At 72.8% G+C, this 23,102-nt stretch carries 23 protein-coding genes; 16 read left to right on the top strand and 7 right to left on the bottom strand.

The features are described 5' to 3' along the window. Positions 1-25 precede the first annotated feature (25 nt). From uxaC to AC1Q5D_RS13715, 5 genes are all read left to right on the top strand, one after another. A complete protein-coding gene (gene uxaC, locus AC1Q5D_RS13735; protein WP_481739028.1) occupies positions 26-1,432 on the top strand; it encodes a glucuronate isomerase in 1,407 nt (468 codons plus the stop codon). Beyond that, on the top strand, positions 1,429-2,865 hold the full coding sequence (locus AC1Q5D_RS13730) for a mannitol dehydrogenase family protein (protein WP_481739027.1): 1,437 nt from the start codon (positions 1,429-1,431) through the stop codon (positions 2,863-2,865). The genes uxaC and AC1Q5D_RS13730 overlap by 4 nt, the downstream gene beginning before the upstream one ends. A gap of 74 nt (positions 2,866-2,939) precedes the next feature. Beyond that, on the top strand, positions 2,940-4,169 hold the full coding sequence (gene manD / locus AC1Q5D_RS13725; protein WP_481739026.1) for a D-mannonate dehydratase ManD: 1,230 nt from the start codon (positions 2,940-2,942) through the stop codon (positions 4,167-4,169). Further along, positions 4,166-4,693 carry a gluconokinase gene (locus AC1Q5D_RS13720; protein WP_481739025.1) on the top strand — a complete coding sequence of 176 codons (528 nt, stop codon included), beginning with the start codon at positions 4,166-4,168 and terminating at the stop codon, positions 4,691-4,693. The genes manD and AC1Q5D_RS13720 overlap by 4 nt, the downstream gene beginning before the upstream one ends. 175 nt (positions 4,694-4,868) lie before the next feature. Further along, positions 4,869-5,786 (top strand): phosphodiesterase, encoded by a 918-nt coding sequence (locus AC1Q5D_RS13715; RefSeq protein WP_481739024.1) that lies wholly within the window; start codon positions 4,869-4,871, stop codon positions 5,784-5,786. Between the two features lie 156 nt (positions 5,787-5,942). On the opposite strand, the gene AC1Q5D_RS13710 is transcribed toward AC1Q5D_RS13715, so the two are convergent. Further along, the gene (locus AC1Q5D_RS13710) at positions 5,943-7,580 is read right to left on the bottom strand and encodes a stealth family protein (RefSeq protein ID WP_481739023.1); all 1,638 of its coding nucleotides are present in this window, start codon (positions 7,578-7,580) and stop codon (positions 5,943-5,945) included. Beyond that, complete coding sequence (locus AC1Q5D_RS13705) at positions 7,577-8,026, bottom strand: MarR family winged helix-turn-helix transcriptional regulator (RefSeq protein WP_481739022.1); 450 nt, start codon at positions 8,024-8,026, stop codon at positions 7,577-7,579. Before AC1Q5D_RS13705 ends, AC1Q5D_RS13710 begins: the two co-directional genes overlap by 4 nt. A 63-nt stretch (positions 8,027-8,089) precedes the next feature. On the opposite strand from AC1Q5D_RS13705, the gene pyrE reads away from it, so the two are divergent. The 3 genes from pyrE (at position 8,090) to AC1Q5D_RS13690 (ending at position 10,860) form a co-directional block, all read left to right on the top strand. Continuing rightward, positions 8,090-8,653: an orotate phosphoribosyltransferase gene (gene pyrE, locus AC1Q5D_RS13700; RefSeq protein WP_481739021.1), complete on the top strand. Its 564-nt coding sequence runs from the start codon at positions 8,090-8,092 to the stop codon at positions 8,651-8,653. 194 nt (positions 8,654-8,847) lie between these two features. Next, on the top strand, positions 8,848-9,693 hold the full coding sequence (locus tag AC1Q5D_RS13695) for a sugar phosphate isomerase/epimerase family protein (RefSeq protein WP_481739020.1): 846 nt from the start codon (positions 8,848-8,850) through the stop codon (positions 9,691-9,693). Between the two features lie 93 nt (positions 9,694-9,786). Then, positions 9,787-10,860 (top strand): Gfo/Idh/MocA family protein, encoded by a 1,074-nt coding sequence (locus AC1Q5D_RS13690; protein ID WP_481739019.1) that lies wholly within the window; start codon positions 9,787-9,789, stop codon positions 10,858-10,860. A 12-nt stretch (positions 10,861-10,872) separates the two neighbouring features. Here the strand turns inward: AC1Q5D_RS13690 and AC1Q5D_RS13685 are convergent, their stop codons facing one another. Both AC1Q5D_RS13685 and AC1Q5D_RS13680 read right to left on the bottom strand, forming a co-directional pair. Further along, complete coding sequence (locus AC1Q5D_RS13685; RefSeq protein WP_481739018.1) at positions 10,873-11,622, bottom strand: tyrosine-protein phosphatase; 750 nt, start codon at positions 11,620-11,622, stop codon at positions 10,873-10,875. Further along, entirely contained in the window at positions 11,613-12,608 is a 996-nt protein-coding gene (locus AC1Q5D_RS13680) for a magnesium and cobalt transport protein CorA (RefSeq protein WP_481739017.1), read from the bottom strand. The genes AC1Q5D_RS13685 and AC1Q5D_RS13680 overlap by 10 nt, the downstream gene beginning before the upstream one ends. A gap of 54 nt (positions 12,609-12,662) precedes the next feature. Here AC1Q5D_RS13680 and AC1Q5D_RS13675 point away from each other — a divergent pair, with 54 nt between their 5' ends. Then, positions 12,663-13,331, top strand: a complete 669-nt coding sequence (locus AC1Q5D_RS13675) for a TrmH family RNA methyltransferase (protein WP_481739016.1) — start codon at positions 12,663-12,665, stop codon at positions 13,329-13,331. Positions 13,332-13,410: 79 nt separating this feature from the next. Here AC1Q5D_RS13675 and AC1Q5D_RS13670 read toward each other — a convergent pair whose 3' ends face one another. Beyond that, entirely contained in the window at positions 13,411-14,592 is a 1,182-nt protein-coding gene (locus AC1Q5D_RS13670) for a TerC family protein (RefSeq protein ID WP_481739015.1), read from the bottom strand. A 209-nt stretch (positions 14,593-14,801) separates the two neighbouring features. Between AC1Q5D_RS13670 and fbaA the strand changes: the two genes are divergently transcribed. The 4 genes from fbaA (at position 14,802) to AC1Q5D_RS13650 (ending at position 17,439) form a co-directional block, all read left to right on the top strand. Further along, positions 14,802-15,824 (top strand): class II fructose-bisphosphate aldolase, encoded by a 1,023-nt coding sequence (gene fbaA, locus AC1Q5D_RS13665; protein ID WP_481739014.1) that lies wholly within the window; start codon positions 14,802-14,804, stop codon positions 15,822-15,824. Positions 15,825-15,826: 2 nt separating this feature from the next. Beyond that, positions 15,827-16,249, top strand: a complete 423-nt coding sequence (locus AC1Q5D_RS13660; RefSeq protein ID WP_481739013.1) for a DUF3151 domain-containing protein — start codon at positions 15,827-15,829, stop codon at positions 16,247-16,249. 65 nt (positions 16,250-16,314) lie between these two features. Further along, entirely contained in the window at positions 16,315-16,749 is a 435-nt protein-coding gene (locus AC1Q5D_RS13655) for an SRPBCC family protein (RefSeq protein WP_481739012.1), read from the top strand. A 63-nt stretch (positions 16,750-16,812) separates the two neighbouring features. Beyond that, entirely contained in the window at positions 16,813-17,439 is a 627-nt protein-coding gene (locus AC1Q5D_RS13650) for a thymidine kinase (RefSeq protein WP_481739011.1), read from the top strand. Positions 17,440-17,487: 48 nt separating this feature from the next. On the opposite strand, the gene AC1Q5D_RS13645 is transcribed toward AC1Q5D_RS13650, so the two are convergent. Then, positions 17,488-18,009 (bottom strand): Lrp/AsnC family transcriptional regulator, encoded by a 522-nt coding sequence (locus AC1Q5D_RS13645; RefSeq protein ID WP_481739010.1) that lies wholly within the window; start codon positions 18,007-18,009, stop codon positions 17,488-17,490. Between the two features lie 126 nt (positions 18,010-18,135). Here AC1Q5D_RS13645 and kynU point away from each other — a divergent pair, with 126 nt between their 5' ends. Both kynU and AC1Q5D_RS13635 read left to right on the top strand, forming a co-directional pair. Beyond that, on the top strand, positions 18,136-19,416 hold the full coding sequence (gene kynU / locus AC1Q5D_RS13640) for a kynureninase (RefSeq protein ID WP_481739009.1): 1,281 nt from the start codon (positions 18,136-18,138) through the stop codon (positions 19,414-19,416). After that, a complete protein-coding gene (locus AC1Q5D_RS13635) occupies positions 19,416-20,858 on the top strand; it encodes an amino acid permease (RefSeq protein WP_481739008.1) in 1,443 nt (480 codons plus the stop codon). Before kynU ends, AC1Q5D_RS13635 begins: the two co-directional genes overlap by 1 nt. A gap of 115 nt (positions 20,859-20,973) precedes the next feature. Here AC1Q5D_RS13635 and AC1Q5D_RS13630 read toward each other — a convergent pair whose 3' ends face one another. Beyond that, positions 20,974-21,393, bottom strand: coding sequence for a DoxX family protein (locus AC1Q5D_RS13630; protein ID WP_481739007.1), 420 nt, complete (start codon positions 21,391-21,393; stop codon positions 20,974-20,976). Positions 21,394-21,839: 446 nt separating this feature from the next. Here AC1Q5D_RS13630 and AC1Q5D_RS13625 point away from each other — a divergent pair, with 446 nt between their 5' ends. Further along, positions 21,840-23,081 (top strand): IS110 family RNA-guided transposase, encoded by a 1,242-nt coding sequence (locus AC1Q5D_RS13625; protein ID WP_481737057.1) that lies wholly within the window; start codon positions 21,840-21,842, stop codon positions 23,079-23,081. Positions 23,082-23,102: the final 21 nt, after the last annotated feature.

Raw genomic sequence — 23,102 nt, 5'->3', positions numbered from 1 at the left:
GGGCCCCCGACCCACGATGGAGGGCATGCCCACCGACATCTCGAACCACCCCGACCGGCTGCTGCCGGCGGACCCGGGGGTGCGCGAGATCGCGCGCCGCCTGCACGCCGATGTGCGGGACCTGCCCATCATCTCGCCGCACGGGCACGTGGACGCCGCCATGCTCGCCGACGACACGGCGTTCCCCGACCCCACCGCCCTGCTGATCAGCCCGGACCACTACGTCACCCGGCTGCTGCACGCCAACGGGGTTCCCCTCGGGGCCCTGCGCGTCGGCGGGAGCGACGACGCGTCCCCCCGCGAGGCCTGGCGCACGTTCTGCTCGCACTGGACCGACTTCGACGGCACCGCCTCCGGCTACTGGCTGCGCCAGGAGTTCACCGAGGTGTTCGGGCTGGACGACGCCGACATCAGCGAGGCCACCGCGGACGCCGTCTACGACGCCATCGCCGCCCGCATCGCGGAGCCGTCCTTCCGGCCGCGCGCCCTGTTCGACGCGTTCGGGATCGAGGTCCTCGCCACCACCGACGACCCGCTCGACGACCTGGCCGCGCACCGCCGCCTCGCCGACGACCCGGGCTTCACGGGCCGGGTCCTGCCCACGTTCCGGCCGGACGCGTACCTGAAGTTCGGGCCCGCGTTCGCGGCCAAGGCCGACGCGCTCGTCCAGACCGCCGGCGGCGGCCAGGCCGGCTACGACGGCTACCTGGCCGCCCTCGCCGAGCGCCGCCGCTACTTCGCCGAGCACGGCGCGGTCTCCTCCGACCACGGCGCCCACACGCCCGCCACGCTGCGGATGGGCCGGGACGAGGCCGCCGCGCTCTTCGCGAAGGGGATCGCCGGCACGGCCACCGCCGCCGAGGCGCACGCGTTCGAGGCGCACATGATGTACCAGATGGCGCGGATGGCCACCGAGGACGGCCTGGTCATGACCATCCACCCCGGCGTGCACCGCAACACCCACCGCCCGACGCTCGAGCGCTTCGGCCCGGACACCGGCCACGACATCCCGTTCGCCGTCGACTACTCCACCGGGCTGCGCCCCGTCCTGGAGGACCTCGGCGCCGCCGAGGGGTTCCACCTCATCCCGTTCACGATCGACGAGACGGTGTTCTCCCGCGAGATCGCGCCCCTGGCCGGGTTCTACCCGTCCGTGTTCGTCGGCGCCCCGTGGTGGTTCCTCGACGCGCCGGACGCCATGCTGCGCTTCCGGGCCGCCGTGACCGAGACGGCCGGCTTCACCCGGTCCTCCGGCTTCATCGACGACACCCGCGCGTTCTGCTCCATCCCGGCCCGCCACGACGCCTCCCGCCGCGTGGAGGCCGCGTTCCTGGCCCGGCTCGTTGCCGAGCACCGGATCACCGAAGACCGCGCCCACGAGATCATCGTCGACCTCGTCGACGCCTCCCCGCGCCGGGCGTTCAAGCTGTGAGCGCGCCGCGGACCCTCGACCGCGCCTCCTTCGACGCGGGCACCCCCGCCGAGCCGCGGATCGTGCACATCGGACTCGGGGCCTTCCACCGCGCCCACCAGGCCTGGTACACCGCCCGGGCCGACCGCGCCGGCGAATGGGGCATCGCCGCGTTCACCGGCCGCAGCGCCGCGGCGGCCGAGCAGCTCGCCGCCCAGGACGGCCTCTACACGCTGGTCACCCGCGGACCGGAGGAGGACTCCTTCGACGTGCTCGCGCCCATCGTCGCCGCCCACGACGGCGGCGACCTGGCCGCGCTGCGCGACCTGCTCGAACTGCCGTCGACGGCGGTGGTCACGCTGACCATCACCGAGGCCGGCTACCGCACCGTGGCCGGTGAGGCGGGCCCGCGGCTCGACGCGGACGACCCCGTGGTCGCCGCGGAGGCCGGTGTCCTGCGCGCCCACTACCTCGACGGGGCGTTCGACCTCGGCCCCGGCGGCCTCGACGGCAGCCGCGTCCGCACGGCCGCCGGCCGGCTCGTCGTCGGCCTGGCCGCCCGCCGCGCGGCGGACGGCTGGCCGCTGGCCGTGGTCTCCTGCGACAACCTCCCGGGCAACGGCGCCGCCGCCCGTGCCGCGATCGAGGGCACGGCCCGCCTCGTCGATCCGGCGCTCGCGGACTGGATCGGCTCCGCGGTGTCCTTCGTCGACTCGTCGATCGACCGCATCACCCCCCGCACCACCGACGCGGACCGGCAGGCCGTCGCGGACGCCACGGGGTACGCCGACGCCGCACCGGTCGTGACCGAGCCGTTCGCCTCGTGGGTCCTCAGCGGGGACTTCCCCGCCGGCCGCCCCGCGTGGGAGGACGCCGGCGCCGTGTTCGTCGACGACCTCGAGCCCTTCGAGCGGCGCAAGCTCTGGCTGCTCAACGGCGCCCACTCGCTCATGGCGTACGCCGGACAGCTGCGGGGCCACGCCACCGTGGCCGACGCGCTTGCCGACGACGCGGTCTCCGGCTGGGTCGAGTCCTTCTGGGACGCGGCCGCCCGGCACCTCACCGCCGAGGGGCTCGACGTTCCCGCCTACCGGGGGGCCCTGCGCGCGCGCTTCGCCAACGGCCGGATCGCCCACCACCTCGCCCAGATCGCCATGGACGGCTCCGTCAAGCTCGCCGCCCGCGCCGTCCCGGTCTACCGGGCCGAGCGGCAGTCCGGGCGCGACGGCGCCGCGGCCCTCGTGCCGTTGGCCGCGTGGGCCGACCAGCTCGCCGGCCAGGCCGCGGCCGGACGCGAGATCGCCGACCCCGCCGCGGACCGCCTGTCCGCGGCCCTCGCGGCGGACGGGCGGGACCAGACCGCGGCCCTGCTCGCCGTCGTCGACGCGGCCCTGGCCGACGACGGCGCCGCCGTCGACGCGGTCCACGCCCTGCGCGGCGGGTTCGCGCCCTAGCGCCGCCGTCGTCCCCCTCCACCCACCCCGGCCGCCCGCCCCGCCCGCGGCCCGCCCCCCGAAAGGACCGATCAGTGAAGATCACCCAGGCCGAGGTCTACGTGACCAGCCCCTCCCGCAACTTCGTCACGCTGCGCGTGGTGACGGACGAGGGGGTCGTCGGCATCGGCGACGCGACCCTCAACGGGCGCGAGCTGGCCGTCGCCGCGTACCTCAAGGAGCACGTGGCCCAGCTGCTCATCGGCAAGGACCCGCACCGCATCGAGGACACGTGGCAGTTCCTCTACCGCTCCTCCTACTGGCGCCGCGGCCCGGTGACCATGGCCGCGATCGCCGCGGTCGACATGGCCCTGTGGGACATCAAGGGCAAGATCGCGAACCTGCCCGTCTACCAGCTGCTCGGCGGCGCGTCCCGCCGTGGCCTCCGCGCCTACGGCCACGCCTCCGGCACCGACATCCCGCAGCTGTTCGACTCGATCCGCGAGCACCTCGAGCTCGGCTACAAGTCCATCCGCGTCCAGACCGCCATCCCGGGCATCAAGGCCGTCTACGGCGTGGCCGCGCAGGCCCAGTCCTCGGGCGAGCGCTACGACTACGAGCCGGCCGGGCGCGGCGCGTTCCCGCAGGAGGAGGACTGGGACACCCGCGCGTACCTGCGCCACCTGCCCACCGTGTTCGAGGCGGTCCGCAACGAGTTCGGCCCCGAGATCCCGCTGCTGCACGACGGCCACCACCGCATGACGCCCATCCAGGCCGCGAAGCTCGGCAAGGCGCTCGAGCCCTACGACCTCTTCTGGCTGGAGGACTGCACGCCGGCCGAGAACCAGGAGGCGCTGCGCCTGGTCCGCCAGCACACCACCACGCCGCTGGCCATCGGCGAGGTCTTCAACACCGTGTACGACTACCAGGCGATCATCAAGGAACAGCTGATCGACTACGTGCGCGCCGCCTCCACCCACTTCGGCGGCATCTCCCCGCTGAAGAAGATGATGGACTTCGCGGCCCAGTACCAGATCAAGTCCGGCTTCCACGGCCCGACCGACATCTCCCCGATCGGCTTCGCCGCCCAGCTGCACGTCGGCCTGGCCATCCACAACTACGGGATCCAGGAGTACATGCAGCACTCGGTGGCCACGAACGAGGTGTTCGAGCAGTCCATGACCTTCACGGACGGCTACCTGCACCCGGGCGAGAAGCCGGGCATCGGCGTCGAATTCAACGTCGAGGCGGCGGACAAGTACCCGTACCAGCAGGCCTACCTGCCGTACAACCGGCTGGTCGACGGAACGGTCCACGACTGGTGAGCACGGCTCCGGACGCGCCCCGGGGGCGCCGCGTCGTCGTCATGGGGGTGGCCGGCGGAGGCAAGTCCACGGTTGGCGGCCTGCTCGCCGAGCGCCTCGGCGGCACGTACGTCGAGGGCGACGAACTGCACCCGCGGGCCAACATCGACAAGATGGCCGCGGGGGTTCCGCTCGACGACGCCGACCGCGCGCCGTGGCTGCGCCTGGTCGGGGAGCGGCTCGCCGCCGCCGCCGAGCGGGGCGAGACCGTGGCGCTCGGGTGCAGCGCCCTGAAGCGCAGCTACCGGGACCTGATCCGGGCCGCCGCGCCGGACACCCTGTTCGTGCACCTGCACGGGTCCCGGGCGCTGCTGGCCGAGCGTATGACGGACCGCCCCGGCCACTTCATGCCGGCGGCCTTGCTCGACTCGCAGTTGGAGACGCTTGAGCCGCTGGGCGACGACGAGGCCGGGGCCGTGTTCGACATCGCCGAAGCCCCGGAGGACATCGCCGCCGCTGCCGCGGAGTGGGTCCGCGCCCAGTAGCGCCGGCCGGGGACGCGTGCCGTCCCCGGCCCCCGTTGGCCGGTGTGTCCCCGAACACGCCGCCGGATGTCACCGGTCGTTCCGCCGCCGTCTGCTTTGATGGGCCACACTGGCGGCGGAACCGAAGCCCCGCACCAGCGGGGCCTGCGCCGAGGCAGGACGGACAACGATGGCGATGGACTCGATCCGGCCGGAGCACCCGGCACCGACGCACTTCCTGCTGCACGTCAGCGACACGCACCTGGTGGGGGAGGGCCGCCGCCTGTGCGGGGCCGTCGACGCCGAGGAGCGCCTCCGCCTGGTCATGGCCGAGGTCGAGAACTCCGGGGCCCGGCCCGAGGCGCTCGTGTTCACCGGTGACCTGGCCGACCGGGGCGAGCCCGACGCCTACCGGCGGCTCCGGGCGATCGTCGAACCCGCCGCCGAGCGCCTCGGGGCCGTGCCGATCTGGGTCATGGGCAACCACGACGACCGCGCCCACCTGCGCGCCCACCTCGCCGGGACCGCCCCGGACACCGCCCCGCTGGACGAGGTCCACTGGCTCGGCGGGCTGCGCATCGTCGCGCTGGACACGACCGTCCCCGGCGCGCACCACGGCGCGCTAGCCGACGCCCAGTTGGACTGGCTGCGCTCCGTGCTGGAGGTCCCCGCCCCGGAGGGCACGCTCCTGGCCCTGCACCACCCTCCCGTGCCGAGCGTCCAGCCGCTGGCCGCGCTGGTCGAGCTGCGCGGCCAGGCCCGGCTCGCCGAGGCCCTGTCCGGCACGGACGTGCGCGCCATCCTCGGCGGGCACCTGCACTACTCGACGCACGCCCAGTTCGCGGGGGTCCCCGTCTCCGTCGCCTCGGCCACCTGCTACACGCAGGACCTGGCCGGCGACGTCGACCCCGCCACCGGGATCCGCGGCACCCGCGGCCGCGACGCCGCCCAGTCCTACAACCTGGTCCACGTCTACGCCCAAACCGTGGTGCACTCCGTCGTCCCGGCCGGCGGCGGGGCCACCGTGGGCGAGGAGGTCCCGCCGGCGGAGGTGGCGCGGCGCCTGGCGGCGCGCGGGATCGGCGCGCCCCGCCGGTCCCTGCAGAACGTGTAGGGGGCTACGGCGCCGCCCGCCCGCGCCCGCGCATGACCGTGCGGGCGGCGCATGACGTTGCAACCCCATGCGGTGCACGCAGGCCCATGCGCAGCTCCACGGACCGGGCTGGTGGGGCGCCTGGGCCGGGCAGGTGGGGCACACGACCCCGCGCGGCTACGGCTGCGGCTTCTCCCAGGGCGCCGGGATCGGGAAGTACTGGTCCAGGAAGGACACGACGGCCTCCTGCCGCTCCTTGGCCGAGACCTCGGGGAACGAGCCGTCGTTGAGGCAGAAGAAGTCCTGGTTGCGCTTCTCGAGCAGCTTCTCGAGCTTCCGCAGGCCGGCGCGCATGGTGGTGTCCACGTACTTGACCTTCGCGGTCTCCTGCGTGACCGCCCGGCCCGTGAGGAGCGCGTAGTAGTGGTAGAGCGAGTTCGTCACGGAGATGTTGTCCTTGGCCCGGAACCGGCTGGCCGCCGTCGAGGAGAACTCGTCCGCGAAGACCTCCTCCATCTCCAGCAGCACGCTCCGGCGCAGCGGGGCCGCCGTGTGCTCGAGGTGCCGGGTGGTGATGCGGCCGAACCGGTTGTGCAGCAGTCGCCGGTTGACGCGGGCGGCGTTCTCGAACCCGGAACGGTCCAGGTGGTTGTCGCCCAGCCCGATCCGCGTGGACGCCTCGATGAACTTCGTGACGCCGCCGGGGGAGAAGAACATGTCCGGGCCGACCGTCCGGCCGAAGAACATGTCGTCGTTGGAGTACAGGAAGTACTCGCTCAGCCCGTCGATGTGCTGCAACTGGGACTCGATGGCCTGCGAGTTGAACGTGGGCAGGACGGAGGGGTCCCTGAAGTGGTCCGCCGCGCGCACGATCGTGATGTCCGGGTGCTCGGCGTCAAGCCACTGCGGGACCGGGGAGTCCGTGCAGATGAACACGTGCCGGATCCACGGGGCGAACATGTGCAGCGAGCGCAGCGCGTACTTCAGCTCGTTGATCTGCCGGTAGCGGGCCTCGGCGTCGTCCCCCTCGCCCACCACCGCGTCCTCCATGAACGAGGCCCGGTAGCGCTGGAAGTCCGGGTCGTTGCCGTCCACCCAGGAGAAGACGATGTCGATGGGGAAGTCGATGTCCGTGGCGTGGTCCGCGAACATGTTCTCGATCGTGGGCCACTCCAGCCCGAAGCGCTTGACCGTGCCGCGCACGGCCTCGGCCGCGGGCAGCGTGGTGCGCGTCAGCGAATTCTCGATCGGCAGGTGGAGCATCCCGTCGTTCGTCCACCGCCACAGCTCGATCTGCACGCCCGTGTTCTGGCCGTAGTGCAGCCCGCCGGCCGGTTCGACGCGCGGGCGGTACAGCCGGAACATGCGGGACTTGCCGCTGGAGGAGAGCCGGCCGTCGGCCACGAGCAGGGCCTTGCCCTTGCGCGTGTCGACGCCGAGCGAATAGAACGGCTCGTCCCGGCACGCCGCCACGAGCGCGTGGCGCAGGTCCTTCCGGCGGCGCCAGTCGACGGCGACGACGGGGCGCGCGTCGTTGCCGCGCACCAACAGGTAGTCGATGTCCGCGTCCTCGAGGACGCGGCGGACGAACAGCAGGTCCTCGACCATCGCCTGGTGCGGCGTCAGCGAGTCGTTGACGAGCGCGTAGTGCCGTCCGTGCCGGACGATGTCCCGCCGGTCCAGGAAGCGGGCGACCGCCTCGGGCGAGGTGACCTCCGGGCCGCGCGCCGGGACCGCGTCCGGCTCGCGGGTGCCGTGGTAGACCTCGCCCGGGGTGACGTCGGTGATGGGGACCGGGACGGGGGCTTCGCTCACGCGCCGCCCTCCTGCGGGTCGGTCCAGCCCAGGTTGCTGGCCATCCGCCGCAGGGTCGCGACCGTCGTGGCGTAGTCGTCCTCGGAGACCCCGGCCGAGGACTCCTCCCGCATGCCGTCCACAATCTCCGTCAGGCGGTCCATGCTCGTGGCGCCGCGCTCGGTCAGGGTGTAGGTGCCCTCCTCGTGGGCGACCCAGCCCGACTCGACCAGCTCGGCCAGGTGCTCGGCGGGCGACGACGGCTCGTCGTCGTCCGGCTCGTCCCCGAAGAACGGCGCCAGCAGCGCACCGAGGTCCGCCTCGGTCGCGGGCCCGCGGGAGAGCACGTTGAGCAGCTGCCACTGCAGCCGGGTGACCCCGTGCTCCTCCAGGGAGTCGGTGAACTGCTCGGTGATCAGGGCGTCGAGGGTCTTGAGCCAGTAGCCCAGCGGTTGGCGTGCGGTCATGCCCCCACCATAACGCCGGGGGTGTCCCCGGGAAACGGGCGTCCCACCACTAGAATCGGGCGCATGGAATCGCACACCGCCGACCGCGCCCGCCTGCTCGAACTCATCAAGGAACTCGCGGTGGTCCGCGGGAAGGTGACGCTCTCCTCCGGCAAGGAGGCCGACTACTACATCGACCTGCGCCGGATCACGCTGCACCACGAGGCCTCGGCCCTGGTGGGGCGAGTGATGCTGCGGATGCTCGACGACGCCGGCGTCGCCTTCACGAACGCCGGCGGCCTGACCATGGGCGCGGACCCGGTCGGCACGGCGATCATGCACGCGGCCCGGGAGTCCGGCCGCGACGTCGACGCGTTCGTGGTGCGCAAGGCCCAGAAGTCCTACGGCATGGGCCGCCAGGTGGAGGGCCCGTCCGTCGAGGGCCGCGACGTCGTCGTCCTCGAGGACACCTCCACGACCGGCGGCTCGGCCCTGACCGCGGTCGAGGGCGTGTCCAAGGCCGGCGGCAACGTCCGCGCCGTCGCCGTGATCGTGGACCGCGACACCGGGGCCAAGGAGCGCATCGAGGCCGAGGCCGGAGTGCCCTACCTCGCCGCCTTCGGCAAGGACGAGCTCGGGCTCGACTAGGACGCCACCAAACCGGCCGCCCGGCCGGGGCGTCCCGGGCCGGGGGCGTCCCGGGGGCTGAGGGCGTCGCGGGCCGGGGCCGGCAACCATTGCGGTGGGGCGGGCGGCCCGGGACCATGGGCACCGTGCCGCCCGCTCGGCCGCGCCCGGCGGTCGCCGCGGCCAGGCGGCACCCCGGCGACGAAAGGCGACCGATGGGCGCAGCCTCCCGGACCTGGCCCCTGTCCGGATTCGGCGACGAGATCGACCCCGACCCCGAGGTGCAGGCCGCGGTCCTGCTGGCGCTCGGGGCCAGCCGCATCGAGGTCCGCTCCGCGTGGGGCGTCAACGTCGCCGATTTCGACCCCGCGGCCGTGCGGCGGCTCGCCGGGATCCTGCGCGACCGGGGCCTCGGAGTCTCAGCAATCGCGTCGCCCGTCGGCAAGGTCCCGGCCGACGCCCCGGTGGACCGGGAGCTGGCCAGGCTCCGGGCCGTCATCGCGACGGCGCAGGCGTTGGAGGCGCCCTACGTGCGGATCTTCTCGTTCTACCGGGCGCGGGACGAGAAGCCCCGGGACATCCGCGGGGTCGTGATGGAGCGCCTGCGGCTCTTCGCCGCCGAGGCCGAGGCCGAGGGCGTCGTGCTCGTCCACGAAAACGAGAAAGGCATCTACGGGGACACCCCCGAACGCGTCCTCGACATCATGGCGACCGTCGGCTCGCCGGCGCTGCGGGTCGCGTGGGACAGCGCGAACTTCGTGCAGGCCGGTCTGCGCCCGCACACGGACGGCTACCAGGCGCTGCGCCCCTACCTCGAGCACGTCCACATCAAGGATGCCCTGGCCGCCACCGGGCGGGTCGTGGCGCCGGGCGAGGGCGACGGCGAGCTCCGGGAGACGGTCGCGGCACTGGCCGCGGACGGCTACTCGGGATGCGCCACGCTCGAACCCCACCTGGCCAGCGGCGACCGGTGGGGCGGGTTCTCCGGCCCCCGGGCCTTCGGCGAGGCGGCGCGGGCGTTCCGCCGCCTGGCCGAGTCGGAGGGGGTTCGTTTTGCCTAGGGCCACGGCGGCGCCGGTGCGCCTCGGGATCGTCGGCTTCGGGGCCCAGGGGGCCTGTACGCGGAGTACCTCCGCGCGGGCAGGGTGCCGGGCATGGCCATTGGAGCCATCGCCGACACCGACCCCATGCGCCTCGAACTGGCCCGCGGGCTGTACCCCGACGTGCCCCGGTTCGCCGGGCACCGGGAGCTGATGGACAGCGGCGCCGCCGACGCCGTCGTCACCTGCGTGCCGCACTACCTCCACCCCGGCGTGGGTATCGACGCGCTGGAGCGCGGCGTCCCCGTCATCGTCGAGAAGCCGCTCGGCGTCTACACCGCCCAGGCCCGGGAGCTCATGGCGGCCGCGGCCCGCAACCCGGCCACGCCGTTCGCCGTCATGTTCAACCAGCGCCACCATCCGCTCTTCCGGGAGGTCAAGCGGATCGTCGACGCGGGCGAGATCGGCGGCCTCCGCCGCACAAACTGGATCGCCACCGCATGGTGGCGCCCGCAGGCCTACTACGAGCAGTCCGAGTGGCGGGCCACGTGGGGCGGCGAGGGCGGCGGGGTGCTGGTCAACCAGGCGCCCCACCAACTGGACCTCTGGCAGTGGATCTGTGGCGTCCCGCGCTCCGTCTACGCGAAAGTCGCCTACGGCTTCCGGCGGGACATCGCCGTCGAGGACGAGGTCACGGCCCTGGTGGACTACGGCGCCGGCGCGACGGGCACGTTCGTGACCGGCACCCACGACCTCGTCGGCACGGACCGGCTCGAGATCCTCGGAGACGCTGGCAAGATCGTCGTCGAGGGGTCGCGGGCCACGGTGACGCGCCTGGTGCGGCCCGAGCGGGAGATCAGCGACTCCATGGAGCCCGCCGAGGCGGCCCGCCTGTTCCGCGGCGAGCTGGACGCCTCCGCTTTCGGCACGCGGGAGGTGCTGGAGTTCGAGACGGAGCGGTGGCGCCAGCACTGCGGCGTGCTGGAGAACTTCGCCCGGCACCTGGCCGACGGGACGCCGCTGCTGGCCCCGGGGACGGACGGCATCCACGGGGTGCGGCTCGCCAACGCCATCCACCTCTCCAGCTGGCTCGGGCGGGAGGTTTCGCTGGACTTCGACGAGGACCTGTTCCTCGGCGAGCTCAACCGCCGCATCCTCGCGGAGGGGAAGTACCCGCCGCGCGCCTGACCGGCCCTCCTGTCACCGCCCGGCGGCCGCCCGCAGCCTGTCCACGAGCCCCGAGACGTCCCCGGGCGCCATGCCTCCGGCCCTCAGGTAGCCCTCCACGGACCCGTACCGCTCCAGGAACACGTCCAGGAAGCGCTCCATCGCCGCCACCGGAGCGGTGAGGATCACCGGCGGGTTCTCCGCCGCGTACGCCCGGCGGGCGGCCTCCGGGTGCAGGCGCCCGTAGACGCCCCGGAGGGCCTCCAGCACGGCGGGCAGCTCCGCCGTCGTCCGCGCGTAGTCCGCCACCACGTCGCCGCGCGCGTCCCCGGCGGCGAGGCGGACGACGGCGGCGAGCACGCCCGTGCGGTCCTTGCCGGCGGAACAGTGCAGGAGGGTGGTGCGGCCCGCGGCGATCGGGGCGACGGCGCGCACCACCATGTCCGGGCGGGACTCGGTCCACCACAGGTAGAGCTCGGCCAGGTCGTCGGCGGAGTCGAGCCGCCGCGCCTGGTGCGGCCGGCCCTCCGTCGGGTCCAGCGGCGCGGAGAGCAGCTCCGGCAGGCGCCCGCCCTCCGCCCGGGCCTCGAGCAGCCACGGGACCAGGGCGCTCTCGGCGGGGGAGCGCAGGTCCACGACCGTCTGGATGCCGTGCTCGGCCAGGAACGCGCCGATCCGCACCGCGTCCCACCCGAAGGGGGCGCTCGAGCGGTAGACGAGGCCCGCGACGACGGGCCGCAGGTTGAGCACTCCCGGCACGCGCCCGTTCGGGTTCACAGCCACCGGTTGCTCCGGAAGACGATGAACAGCCCGACCGCCAGGGCCGCCATCAGCCCCAGCGCGGCGGGGTAGCCGAAGACCCAGTGCAGCTCGGGCATGTGGTCGAAGTTCATGCCGTAGATGCTGCCGACCAGCGACGGGGCGAACAGGATCGCGGCCCACGCGGAGATGCGCTTCATCTGCTCGTTCTGCTCCAGCCCGGCCGCGGCGACGCGCTCGGACGTCAGGGTCGCGGAGAGCGACAGGGCGTTGGCCAGCAGGGCGCGGAAGGACTGGATCCGCTCGGAGAGCCGGATGGCGTGGTCCTGGACGTCGTTCAGGGCGCGGTCCAGCTCCAGGAGGGCGGTCTCCTGCCCCAGGCCGCGGCGCAGCCGGGCGAGGATCGGCTCGAGCGGGGCCGTGGCGCGCTGCAGCTCGATCACCTCGCGGGAGAGCTCGTAGATGCGCCGGGAGACGTCCAGGTTCCCGGAGAACAGCGCGTCCTCGATCTCGTCGATGTCGTTGGCCAAACCCTCGACGACCGGCTCGTACTCGTCCACCACCTGGTCGGCGACCGCGTAGACGACGGCGGGCGGCCCGAGCGCCAACAGCTGCGGCTCGGCCTCCATCCGCCGGCGGACGGCGGCCAGGTCGGGCGACTCGGCGTGGCGGACCGTGACCACGAAGTCCTCGCCGCTGTAGACGTGCAGCTCCCCGAACTCGACCTTCTCCTCGGCGTCCAGGTAGCGGGCCGGACGCAGCACCAGCAGGCTGTGCGTGCCGTAGAGGTCCAGCTTGGAGCGCTGGTGCCCGTGCAGCGTGTCCTCGACGGCCAGGGCATGCAGGCCCAGCTCCTCGGCGACGGCGTCCAGTTCCCGGGGCTCGGGCCGGTACAGGCCCAGCCAGGCCATGCCGCCGTGGTCCTTCATGTGCTCGAACGTCTCCGAGAGGCTCGCCGGGTCCTCGACGCGCCGCCCGTCCGCGTACACCGCGTTGTCGACCAGGGCCACGGCCCACCTCCTCCCGTCCGGTCAGGACAGTGTGCCACCGACTACGCTGTCGGGGTGAGCGAGACCGATGCGCCCGTGCCCGGCGCGGCGCCCCAGACCGTCCCCGCCGAGGTCGGCGTCGGCCCGTGGGAGGGCCCCTGGCCCGAGGGCGGGCACTACGACCCGCAGCTGCTCGAGCACGGGGACCGGCGCAACGTCGTCGACCGCTACCGCTACTGGCGCCACGAGGCGATCGTCGCGGACCTGGACACGCGCCGCCACGACTTCCACATCGCCATCGAGAACTGGCAGCACGACCTGAACATCGGCACGGTGGTCCGCACCGCCAACGCGTTCCTGGCCCGCGAGGTGCACATCATCGGCCGGCGGCGCTGGAACCGGCGCGGGGCCATGGTCACCGACCGCTACCAGCACGTGCGCCACCACCCGACGGTCGCCGACTTCACCGCCTGGGCCGCCGCCGAGGGGCTGGCCGTCATCGGGGTCGACATCTTCCCCGACTCCGTGCCGCTGGAGACGTACGAGCTGCCGCGGCGGTGCGTGCTGGTCTTCGGCCAGGAGGGCCCGGGCCTGTCCGAGGAGGTCCACGCGGCCGCCGAGGCGACCCTGAGCATCGAGCAGTTCGGCTCCACCCGCTCCATCAACGCGGCCTCCGCGGCCGGGATCGCGATGCACGCGTGGGTCCGGCGGCACGTGTTCGGGCAGCGTCCGACGGCGCCGTAGCCGGCGGCCCCGCCGTCGCGCTTCCGCGGGCGACGGCGGCGGCGCCGCCGGGCCGGCCGCTACGCGCCGCCCCCGGCCGCTACGCGCCGTCGCCGAGCCGCTCGCGCCGCGCGTGGGCCTCGCGCACGCGCGCCCGGATCTCCTCGATGTCCTTGACCCGGTCGCGGTGCTTGCGCTCCATCCGGCCGATGGCCTCCTCCTCGGCCACCAACAGGCGGTAGATGCGCTCGCGCTCGGACGGGTCGGTCGTGTAGTCGGTATCGAGGTAGTTCTCGGCGTGGCGCCGCGCGTTGTTCACGGCGGTGTTGGCCCGCCCGGCCCCGCTGAACAGCGACGCCAACACGGTCAGGACCAGGATGCCGATGATCACGGTCAGGGACAGGCCCGTCGAGATCTCGACGACGTCCACGGGTTGACCCTCGTTGATGAACGGCACGTTGTTCTCGTGCAGGGCGTGCAGGAACAGCTTGACGCCGATGAACGCGAGGATGGCCGCCAGGCCGAACGACAGGAAAATCAGCCGGTCCAGGAGCCCGTCCAGCAGGAAGTACAGCTGGCGCAGGCCCAGGAGCGAGAACGCGGTCGCGGTCAGGACGATGAACACGTCCTGGGTGAGCCCGTAGATGGCCGGGACCGAGTCCAGCGCGAACAGGATGTCCGTCCCGCCGATCGCGATCATCACCAGCAGCATCGGCGTCAGGACGCGCCGGCCGTTCTCGACGGTGAACAGCTTGTCCCCGTCGTAGCGCTCCGAGGCCGGAAGGAACCGGCGCACGAGGCGCACCATGATGTTCTCCTGGTCGTGGGTGTCCGGCTTGAGCAGGTTCCCGGCCGTGGCCAGCAGGATGATGCCGAAGAGGTAGAACACCCACGCGAACGCGTTGATCAGCGCCGCCCCGAGGAGGATGAACACGGTCCGGGCGATCAGCGCGAACACGATGCCGAACAGCAGGACCTTCTGCTGGTCCTCGCGGGGGACCCGGAAGCTGGCCATGATCACGAGGAACACGAACAGGTTGTCCACCGAGAGCGCCTTCTCCGTGATGTACCCGGCGAAGTACTCCCCGCCGGGCGTCGGGCCGCCCCAGACGAGGACGCCGACCCCGAACAGGATCGCGATGCCCACGTAGGCCGCGGACCAGACCGCGGATTCGCGCAGCGTGGGCACGTGCGCCTTGCGGACGTGGAAGAAGTAGTCGAACGCGAGCAGCCCGACGATCAGGGCCAGCGTCAGCGTCCACACGAGCGGCGATACGGTCACGGCGCCTCCTTGGGTCGGCGGTGCCGGACCCGGCCCGGGCCCGGCACTCGCGAGTCTAGGCCCCCGCGGCGGCCGGCGGGCCCCCTGCCGTGATGGAGGCCCTGGCCCGTGGACCGGGGCCGTCACGCGGGACCGGGACTGTGGTCCGGGTCGCTAGGATGGGAGGCAGCCAACGAGGTCAAACTCCCACCATCCAGCTAGGAGTCGGTATGCCCATCGCCACCCCGGACAAGTACAACGAGATGATCGACGCCGCCAAGAGCGGCGGCTACGCCTTCCCGGCCGTGAACGTGACCAGCTCCCAGACGCTGAACGCGGCGATCCGCGGCTTCGCCGAGGCCGAGTCGGACGGCATCATCCAGGTCTCCACCGGCGGGGCCGCGTACTGGTCGGGCCCGAGCGTGAAGGACATGGTCGCCGGGTCGCTCGGCTTCGCCGCGTTCGCGCGCGAGGTCGCCAAGTCCCACGGCGTGAACATCGCCCTGCACACGGACCACTGCCCCAAGGACAAGCTGGACGGCTTCGTGCTGCCGCTGCTGGAGGCCTCCGAGGCCGAGGTCAAGGCCGGCCGCGACCCCTACTTCAACTCCCACATGTGGGACGGCTCGGCGGAGACGCTCGAGGAGAACCTGCGCATCGCCAAGGACCTGCTGCCCCGCACGGCGGCGGCGAAGCAGATCCTCGAGGTCGAGATCGGCACCGTGGGCGGCGAGGAGGACGGCGTCGAGAACGCCATCAACGAGAAGCTCTACACCACCGTCGCCGACGCGATGGCGACCATCGAGGCCCTGGGCTCCGGCGAGCACGGCCGCTACATCACCGCGCTGACGTTCGGCAACGTGCACGGCGTCTACAAGCCGGGCAACGTCAAGCTGCGCCCGGAGATCCTCAAGGAGATCCAGGCCGAGGTCGGCGCGAAGCTCGGCAAGGACATGCCCTTCGACCTGGTCTTCCACGGCGGGTCCGGCTCGTCCGAGCAGGAGATCTCCGACGCGGTCTCCTACGGCGTCATCAAGATGAACATCGACACCGACACCCAGTACGCGTTCACGCGCCCCGTCGCGGGGCACATGTTCCAGAACTATGACGGCGTCCTGAAGGTCGACGGCGAGGTCGGCAACAAGAAGGCCTACGACCCGCGCGTGTGGGGCGCCAAGGCCGAGGAGACCATGGCCGCCCGCGTCGCCGAGGCCGCCCGCCAGCTGGGCTCGGCCGGGAAGTCGATCAAGTAGCCGTGGCGGACCTGGGCAAGAACCTGCTCGGCATCCCCGAGACGCTGCTGCCGCACGAGCCGGAGGTCGACGCGCGGATCGCCGCCGGCGACGGGCCGGTGGACCTGGCCGCCGCGTTCCCGGCGTCGTCGCTGCCGTGGGCGCTGCTCGCGGACGAGGCGTACGCGGCCGGCCACGCCGTCGAGTCCTACGCCTACGCCCGCGTCGGCTACCACCGCGGGCTGGACGCGCTGCGCCGCTCCGGCTGGCGCGGCCAGGGCCCCGTGCCGTGGAGCCACGAGCCGAACCGCGGCTTCCTGCGCTCCCTCTACGCGCTCGGCCGGGCCGCCGGCGCGATCGGGGAGGCGGAGGAGGTCGAGCGGATCACCCGGTTCCTCGACGACTCCGACCCGTTGGCGAAGGCCGCGATCGAGGCCGAGGCCTAGCCCGACCCGCGCCGCGCGCATCCTCCCGCTTCCGCCCAAGCGCCGGAAGCGGGAGGATGCCCTGTATGGAGACCATCACCGCGCTCGAGGACGAGACCGTGGTCCACCTCCCGGCCCGCCGGGTGTGGGACCTGCTGACCGACTGGGCGGCGGCGCCCGTGTGGATGCCGGGCGTCGACGAGATGCACGCCGAGGGCCCGGCCACGCCCGGCCAGGTCCTCGACTACGTGTCGGGCGGGCACGAGCGGCAGCTCGCCGTGTCCACCCTGGAGCCGGGCAGCGCCCTGACGCTGGCCAGCGGGGCCGACGACGCCGACGTGCACGTCGAGTACGGCTACCTGCTGCTGCCCGACGGCGACTGGACGCGGCTGCGGCTGCGGGTCGGCGTGCGCGTCGCGCCCACCCTGCGCGAGGAGGCCGAGGAGCTGTGCGGGTCGGTCGCCGAGTCCGAGGCCGGCCAGCTCGAGGCGTTCCGGGCCTACGCGGAGAAGGCGCCCTAGGCGTCGGAGGCCGGCGGCGCGGCCCGCGTAGACTGGGACGCCGCCGCCGTCGAAAGGAACCCCTTGGCCAAGCTCTATTTCCGCTACGGGGCCATGAACTCCGGCAAGTCCACCGGGCTGCTGCAGGTCGCGTTCAACTACGAGGAGCGCGGGCAGCGGGTGCTGCTGGCCAAGCCGGCCACGGACACGAAGGGCGACGACGAGATCGTCTCGCGGCTCGGGATGGCGCGCACCGTCGACTTCCTCGTCCAGCCCGGCGACGACGTGCGCGCCGCGTTCGCGGCGCATGCGGCGGGCGACGACCCGCAGGCCCTGCTGGAGCACGTGGAGTCCCCGCCGGTCGCGTGCCTGCTCGTGGACGAGGCGCAGTTCCTGGAGCCCGGCCAGGTCGAGGACCTGTTCCGGATCGCCGTGCTCGACGGCGTCCCCGTCCTGGCCTACGGGATCCGCACCGACTTCCGGACCCGGTCCTTCCCGGGCGCCGCGCGGCTCATGGAGCTCGCCCACAGCCTCGAGGAGCTCAAGACCATCTGCCGCTGCGGGCGCAAGGCCGTCTTCAACACGCGGCGCCTCGGCGGGCGGACGGTCTTCGACGGCGAGCAGGTCGCCATCGACGGCGAGGCCGTGGCGTACGAGTCACTGTGCGGGAACTGCTATCTGGACGCGTCCGGCGGCCGGCTGGGGGACTGACGGGGCCGCCGGGGGCCCAGGACCCGGCCGGCGCTCCCGGCCCGGATCCTAGGCCCCCGGGGCGGGCCGCGCGGACTCGTGCCGCGCCGGAAGCTGCTCGAACACGAGGCTGGTCTGCGTCGAGGCGAAGGCCGGGTTCGCGCCGAGATGGGCGGCCACGAAGTCCCGCAGGGCTTCCACGGACGGGCACACGGCGTGCACGAGCAGGTCGGCCGTCCCGCCCAGGACGTAGACGTCCACGACCTCCGGGAGCCCCCGCAGGGTCCGGGCCGCCGGCAGCATGCGGTCCCGCGCCTCGGGGCGAAGCACCACCGAGACCATGGCCCCGACCTGCAGTCCGAGCTTCCGCGGATCGATGTCCGCGTGGTAGCCGCGGATGACGCCCGATTCGCGCAGGGCGCGGACGCGCCCGAGGCAGGTCGAGGGCGCGATGCCGGCCCGGGCGGCGAGGACGTTGTTCGGCACGCGCGCGTCCCGCGCGAGCTCCCGCAGGATCGTCAGGTCCGCGGCGTCGAGCCGAACGTCGTTCCGCTCGGCCTGGTGGTTGGCGATGCCGGATGAATTGAGCACTGCATTCCTGCCTTTGGTTGGGCAAAGATTCGGTGGTGGGGACGTAGACCCGTTGTTGATTCTATGCTGGACGGCGTCCGCCACTGTGGCGGCCATCACCGACCCAGCCAAGGAGAGGCGTCCACCATGACGACGACATCCGCCCTGACCAGTGGGCGCGCGGCCTGTGCCGCCGCGGACGCGCGGGACCCGCTGGCCGCGTTCCGCGGGCGCTTCGAGCTTCCGGAGGGGGTCGTCTACCTGGACGGCAATTCGCTGGGGCCGCTGCCGGTGGGGGCCGCCGAGCGGGCCGCCGCCGTCGTCCGCAAGGAGTGGGGGCAGGGGCTGATCCGCTCGTGGAACGACGCCGGCTGGTTCGACCTGCCGGCACGGTTGGGGGACAAGGTCGCCCGGCTGGTCGGCGGGCGCGACGGCGAGGCGGTCGTGACGGACACGACCACGCTGAACCTGTTCAAGGCGCTCGCCTCGGCCCTGCGGATCCAGCAGCAGGACGCCCCCGGCCGGCGCGTCATCGTCACCGAGCGGGACAACTTCCCGACCGACGTGTACATCGCCGAGGGGCTCGCGGACCTGCTGAACTCGGTCGGCGGCGGCTACGAGGTCCGGCTCGTGGACGAGTCCCTTCCCCTCGAGGCGGCGCTCGGCGACGACGTCGCCGTCGTCTCCCTCTCCCACGTCAACTACCGCACCGGCGCGATGTGGGACCTGGCGGGCACGACGGCGGCGGTCCACGCCGCGGGCGCCCTCGCCGTCTGGGACCTCGCGCACGCGGCGGGGGCCGTCCCGGTCGACCTCAACGGCGCGGACGCGGACTACGCCGTGGGCTGCACCTACAAGTACCTCAACGGGGGGCCCGGGTCGCCCGCGTTCATCTGGGTCAACCGGAGGCACCAGGACCGGTTCTGGCAGCCGCTCTCCGGCTGGTGGTCCCACGCCGAGCCGTTCGCGATGGCCGACCGCTACGCCCCGGCGGGCGGGGCCCGGCGCTACCTGTGCGGCACGCAGCCGGTGACGTCCCTGGCGGTCCTCGAAACCGGGGTCGACCTGATGCTGGCGGCCGACCCGGCCGCGGTCCGGGAGAAGTCGCTGGCCCTCGGGGACCTGTTCATCGCCCTGGTGGAGGAGCGCTGCGCCGCCCACGGCCTGGAGCTGGTGACCCCGCGCGGGCACGCCCGGCGCGGCAGCCACGTCAGCTTCCGCCATCCGGAGGCCTATGCCGTGGTCAGCGCGCTGATCGCCCGCGGCGTCATCGGGGACTACCGAGAGCCCGGCATCATGCGCTTCGGCCTCACGCCGCTCTACCTCTCGCACGCCGACGTGTGGGACGCCGTCGATGCCCTGCGCGACGTGCTGGACACCCGGGCCTGGGACGCGCCCGAGCACCTGCGCCGGAATGCGGTGACCTGATGGCGCGGGAAACGAATCGGGACTTCGACGCGACGATGGACCGCCTCGCCAGCCGCGAGGCCGGCCTGTCCTGGGAGCTGACGGGCCGCCAGCTGGGCATGATCGCCCTCGGCGGCGCGATCGGCACCGGGCTGTTCCTCGGCAGCAAGTTCGCCATCTCCTTCGCGGGGCCCAGCGTGCTGCTTAGCTACGCCATCGGCGGCGTTATCGCGCTGCTGCTCATGGGGGCGCTCGCGGAGATGACGGCCGCCCACGCGACCACCGGATCGTTCGGCGCGTACGCCGAGCGCTACATCGGGCCGTTCGCCGGCTTTATGGTGAAGTACCTGTATTGGTCCTGCATCGTCCTGGCCGTGGGCACCGAGGTGACCGCGGTCGGCGAGTACATGGGCCTGTGGTTCCCCGGGGTCCCTCCGGTGCTCTGGGTCGTTGGCTTCTCGGCCGTCCTGCTGGGCGTCAACATGCTCAACGTCAAGGCGTTCGGGACCGTCGAGTACTGGTTCTCGGCGACCAAGGTGTTCGCCATCGTCGCGTTCATCGTGGTCGCGGGGTTTCTGGTCCTCCGCCCGGGCGGGCAAGAGGGGTACGGCTTCGCGAACTACACGGCCGACGGCGGCTTCTTCCCGGGCGGCTTGTCCGGCACGTGGTTCGGTGTCGTCGTCGCGATCTTCTCCTACCTGAGCATCGAGATGATTGCGGTGGCGGCGGGGGAGGCCAAGGACCCGGGGGCGGCGGTGAAGCGCGCCTTCCGCGTCACCGTGGCCCGCCTGTTCCTGTTCTACATCCTCACTCTGGCGCTGATCCTCGCCATCGCCCCGGTGGGGCGGCTGCTGGCGGGCGGGAGCCCCTTCGTCACCGTGATGCAGGTCGTCGGGATTCCCTACGCGGACTCGATCCTGAACTTCGTGGTGATTGTCGCGGCGCTCTCCGCGATGAACTCGCAGCTGTACATCTCCACCCGCATGATGTTTTCACTGTCCCGCGCCGGACAGGCGCCGCGCGCCCTGGGCGCCGTCCGCCGGAACGGCGCGCCCGTGAACGCGCTCCTGCTCTCGGCGGGCGGCATCGCGGTGGCCGCGTGCGTCTATGCGGCGAATCCGGAGACCGGGTTCACGGTCATGATGGCCCTGTCGATGTTCGGCGCGATGTCCACGTGGATGCTGATCTTCGTGACGCACCTGTTCTTCCGCCGGGCCCACCGGCGTGCCGGCCGGGCCCTGGCCTACCGGCTCCCGTGGTACCCGGCGGGGTCGGCGGTCGGGGCCGCACTGATGCTGGCCCTCCTTGCCACCACCCTGGCCATCCCGGAGTTCCGGATGACGCTGCTGTTCGGCGTTCCGTTCGCGGGCCTGGTGGCCCTGCTGTACGCGGCGACCCGGAGGCGGCGGGAGGCGGCGCGGGACGCGCGGGCCGAGGAGGACCACGAGCCGGTGCGCGCCTAGCGTCCGGCGGGGCGTACCGGGGCGTCCAGGGGGCTGCCGGGAGGCACGGACGGCGGCCGTCCCGCACGCCGGAGCGCGCGGGACGGCCGCCAGGGCGTCAGGGGTGGCCCGGGTCCTAGCCGAGAAGGCGCACGGACTGCGGACGCAGGGCCGTCCAGGCCCGGCCGGCGCCCCACGTGTGGCCGGCGCCGGTGAGATGCAGGACCCACAGGGCGGCGGCGTAGACGACGTGCTCGTCGACCACGGGGTTGTTCGCAAGCGGCAGGGAGGTCAGCCACATCGGCCCCATGATCAGCGTGCCGCCGACGGCGGCCGCGCGCAGGGCGACGCCCAGCAGCAGCGCCGCGCCGACGGCCCACGCCTTCTCCGGAGTGGTCGCGAAGCCGAGGCCGAACGTCTTGTCCAGGAAGGCCCACAGGAACACGGTGCCGAGGGCGATGCGGAGCACCGCCAGCGACTTGCGGGCGGCGGGGGACAGGGAGGCGTGGGCGGCGGGGAGCGTGTCCGTGGTGCGGCGGTTGATGGTCGTGGTCATGGAAGAACTCCTAGTCGTGCCACGGCGGACGCGGGGCGGTCGCCGGGACGAAGGCGGGGATGGCGGATACGGTCGGTGGTGTCCGGGCAGTGGGCGCCGCGTCTCCGGAAGGAGCCGGCGGCTTGTCGGCCGTTGCCCGCGGCGGGCCCGCCGGGGCTAGCGAGCCAGCGCCGCTGCGCGCCGTGGCGGTCGAAAGTTCCGGTTCGGCTCGCCCGTGGCGTATCGCCGGGGCCGGTTTGGGACCGATGATGGTGGTGTCTGCCGCGGTGACGCCGGTCCGTCCTTGGTGCATCGGTTTGGCCCGTGGGCTAGCGTGGCGCGGAGGGCCCCCACGGGCACCGTGGATTGTTGCCTCGAGCACGAGTACTAGATTCCTGAATCCCAACAGCCCTCTCCACGGCAGGCGCACAACCGAAGACCACTGCTGTCAGGGGAGGTTCGCCATCATGGATTTGATCCACGAGAGGTCCGCGGGGATCGACATCTCCAAGCGCGACGCGAAGGTCGCCATCCGCGCCCCGGGCAAACGGCCCGGGACCTTCACCACCACAGTCACCACCTGGGGAGCGACCACGAACGAGATCCTGGCCCTGCGCGAGATGCTGCTGGCCGAGCGGGTCACGACGGTGGTGATGGAGGCGACCAGCGACTACTGGAAGCCCTTCTACTACCTCTTCGAGGACGTGCTGCCGGTGATGCTGGTCAACGCCAAGGCCGCCCGGAACATCCCGGGCCGCAAAACGGATGTCTCCGACGCCGCATGGCTGGCCCAGCTCGGCGCGCACGGGCTGCTGCGCGCCTGCTTCGTCCCGCCCGAGCCGGTCCGGCAGCTGCGGGACCTGACCCGGGCACGGACGCTGGCGACCCAGGACCGCACCCGGGAGATCCACAGGCTGGAGAAGTTCCTCGAGTCCACCGGAATCAAGCTCTCCTCGACCGCCTCGGAGCTGACCGGGGTCTCGGCCCGCGCGATGCTCGAGGCGCTCGTCGCCGGCGAACGCGACCCGCAGGTCCTGGCGGACCTGGCCCGGGGCACCCTTCGCCGGCGGCTCCCCGAACTCGTCGAGGCCCTCACCGGCCGCTTCACGGACCACCACGCGTTCATCTGCCGGATGCACCTGGAGCGGATCGATTCGATGACGGAATGGATCGACCAGCTCACCGCCCGCATCGAGGAGGCGATGTCCCCCTTTCGCGCCGCGAGGGACTTCCTCGCCACCATCCCCGGGGTCTCCACCACCGTCGCCGACACCGTCGTCGCGGAAACCGGGGCCGACATGAGCCGCTTCCAGACCCCGGGCCGGCTCTGCTCCTGGGCCGGGCTCGTCCCAGGCCACAACGAATCCGCCGGACGGGTCAAGTCCAGCAAGACCCGGCCCGGGAACCGCTACCTCAAGGGCGCCCTCGGCACCGCCGCGCTCTCGATCGCCCGACACCCCAAAAACACCTACCTCGGCGCCCGCTACAAGCGGATCGCCGCCCGCCGCGGCCGGACCAAGGCCCTCGTCGCGACCGAGCACGCCATCCTCGAGGCCGCCTGGCACATGCTCGCCCAAGGCGAGTGCTACCAAGACCCCGGATCGGACTCCCTCACCAGGATGGATCCCGCCAGGGCCAAGAACAACGCGATCAGGCACCTGAAGGCCCTCGGCTACAACGTCACCCTCAGCCCCACCGTCGCAGCATGACCCACCTACTTTCGTACTAGG

It is taken from the genome of Arthrobacter paludis (assembly GCF_056782315.1).
Note: the sequence above shows the minus strand (reverse complement) of the source record. Positions and strands in the feature narration are given on the sequence as shown.

Coding starts and splice junctions, on each gene's coding strand:
- uxaC (WP_481739028.1), top strand. CDS start 26: ATGCCCACCGACATCTCGAACCACCCCGACCGGCTGCTGCCGGCGGAC.
- AC1Q5D_RS13715 (WP_481739024.1), top strand. CDS start 4,869: ATGGACTCGATCCGGCCGGAGCACCCGGCACCGACGCACTTCCTGCTG.
- AC1Q5D_RS13705 (WP_481739022.1), bottom strand. CDS start 8,026: ATGACCGCACGCCAACCGCTGGGCTACTGGCTCAAGACCCTCGACGCC.
- pyrE (WP_481739021.1), top strand. CDS start 8,090: ATGGAATCGCACACCGCCGACCGCGCCCGCCTGCTCGAACTCATCAAG.
- AC1Q5D_RS13695 (WP_481739020.1), top strand. CDS start 8,848: ATGGGCGCAGCCTCCCGGACCTGGCCCCTGTCCGGATTCGGCGACGAG.
- AC1Q5D_RS13690 (WP_481739019.1), top strand. CDS start 9,787: ATGGCCATTGGAGCCATCGCCGACACCGACCCCATGCGCCTCGAACTG.
- fbaA (WP_481739014.1), top strand. CDS start 14,802: ATGCCCATCGCCACCCCGGACAAGTACAACGAGATGATCGACGCCGCC.
- AC1Q5D_RS13655 (WP_481739012.1), top strand. CDS start 16,315: ATGGAGACCATCACCGCGCTCGAGGACGAGACCGTGGTCCACCTCCCG.
- kynU (WP_481739009.1), top strand. CDS start 18,136: ATGACGACGACATCCGCCCTGACCAGTGGGCGCGCGGCCTGTGCCGCC.
- AC1Q5D_RS13635 (WP_481739008.1), top strand. CDS start 19,416: ATGGCGCGGGAAACGAATCGGGACTTCGACGCGACGATGGACCGCCTC.
- AC1Q5D_RS13630 (WP_481739007.1), bottom strand. CDS start 21,393: ATGACCACGACCATCAACCGCCGCACCACGGACACGCTCCCCGCCGCC.
- AC1Q5D_RS13625 (WP_481737057.1), top strand. CDS start 21,840: ATGGATTTGATCCACGAGAGGTCCGCGGGGATCGACATCTCCAAGCGC.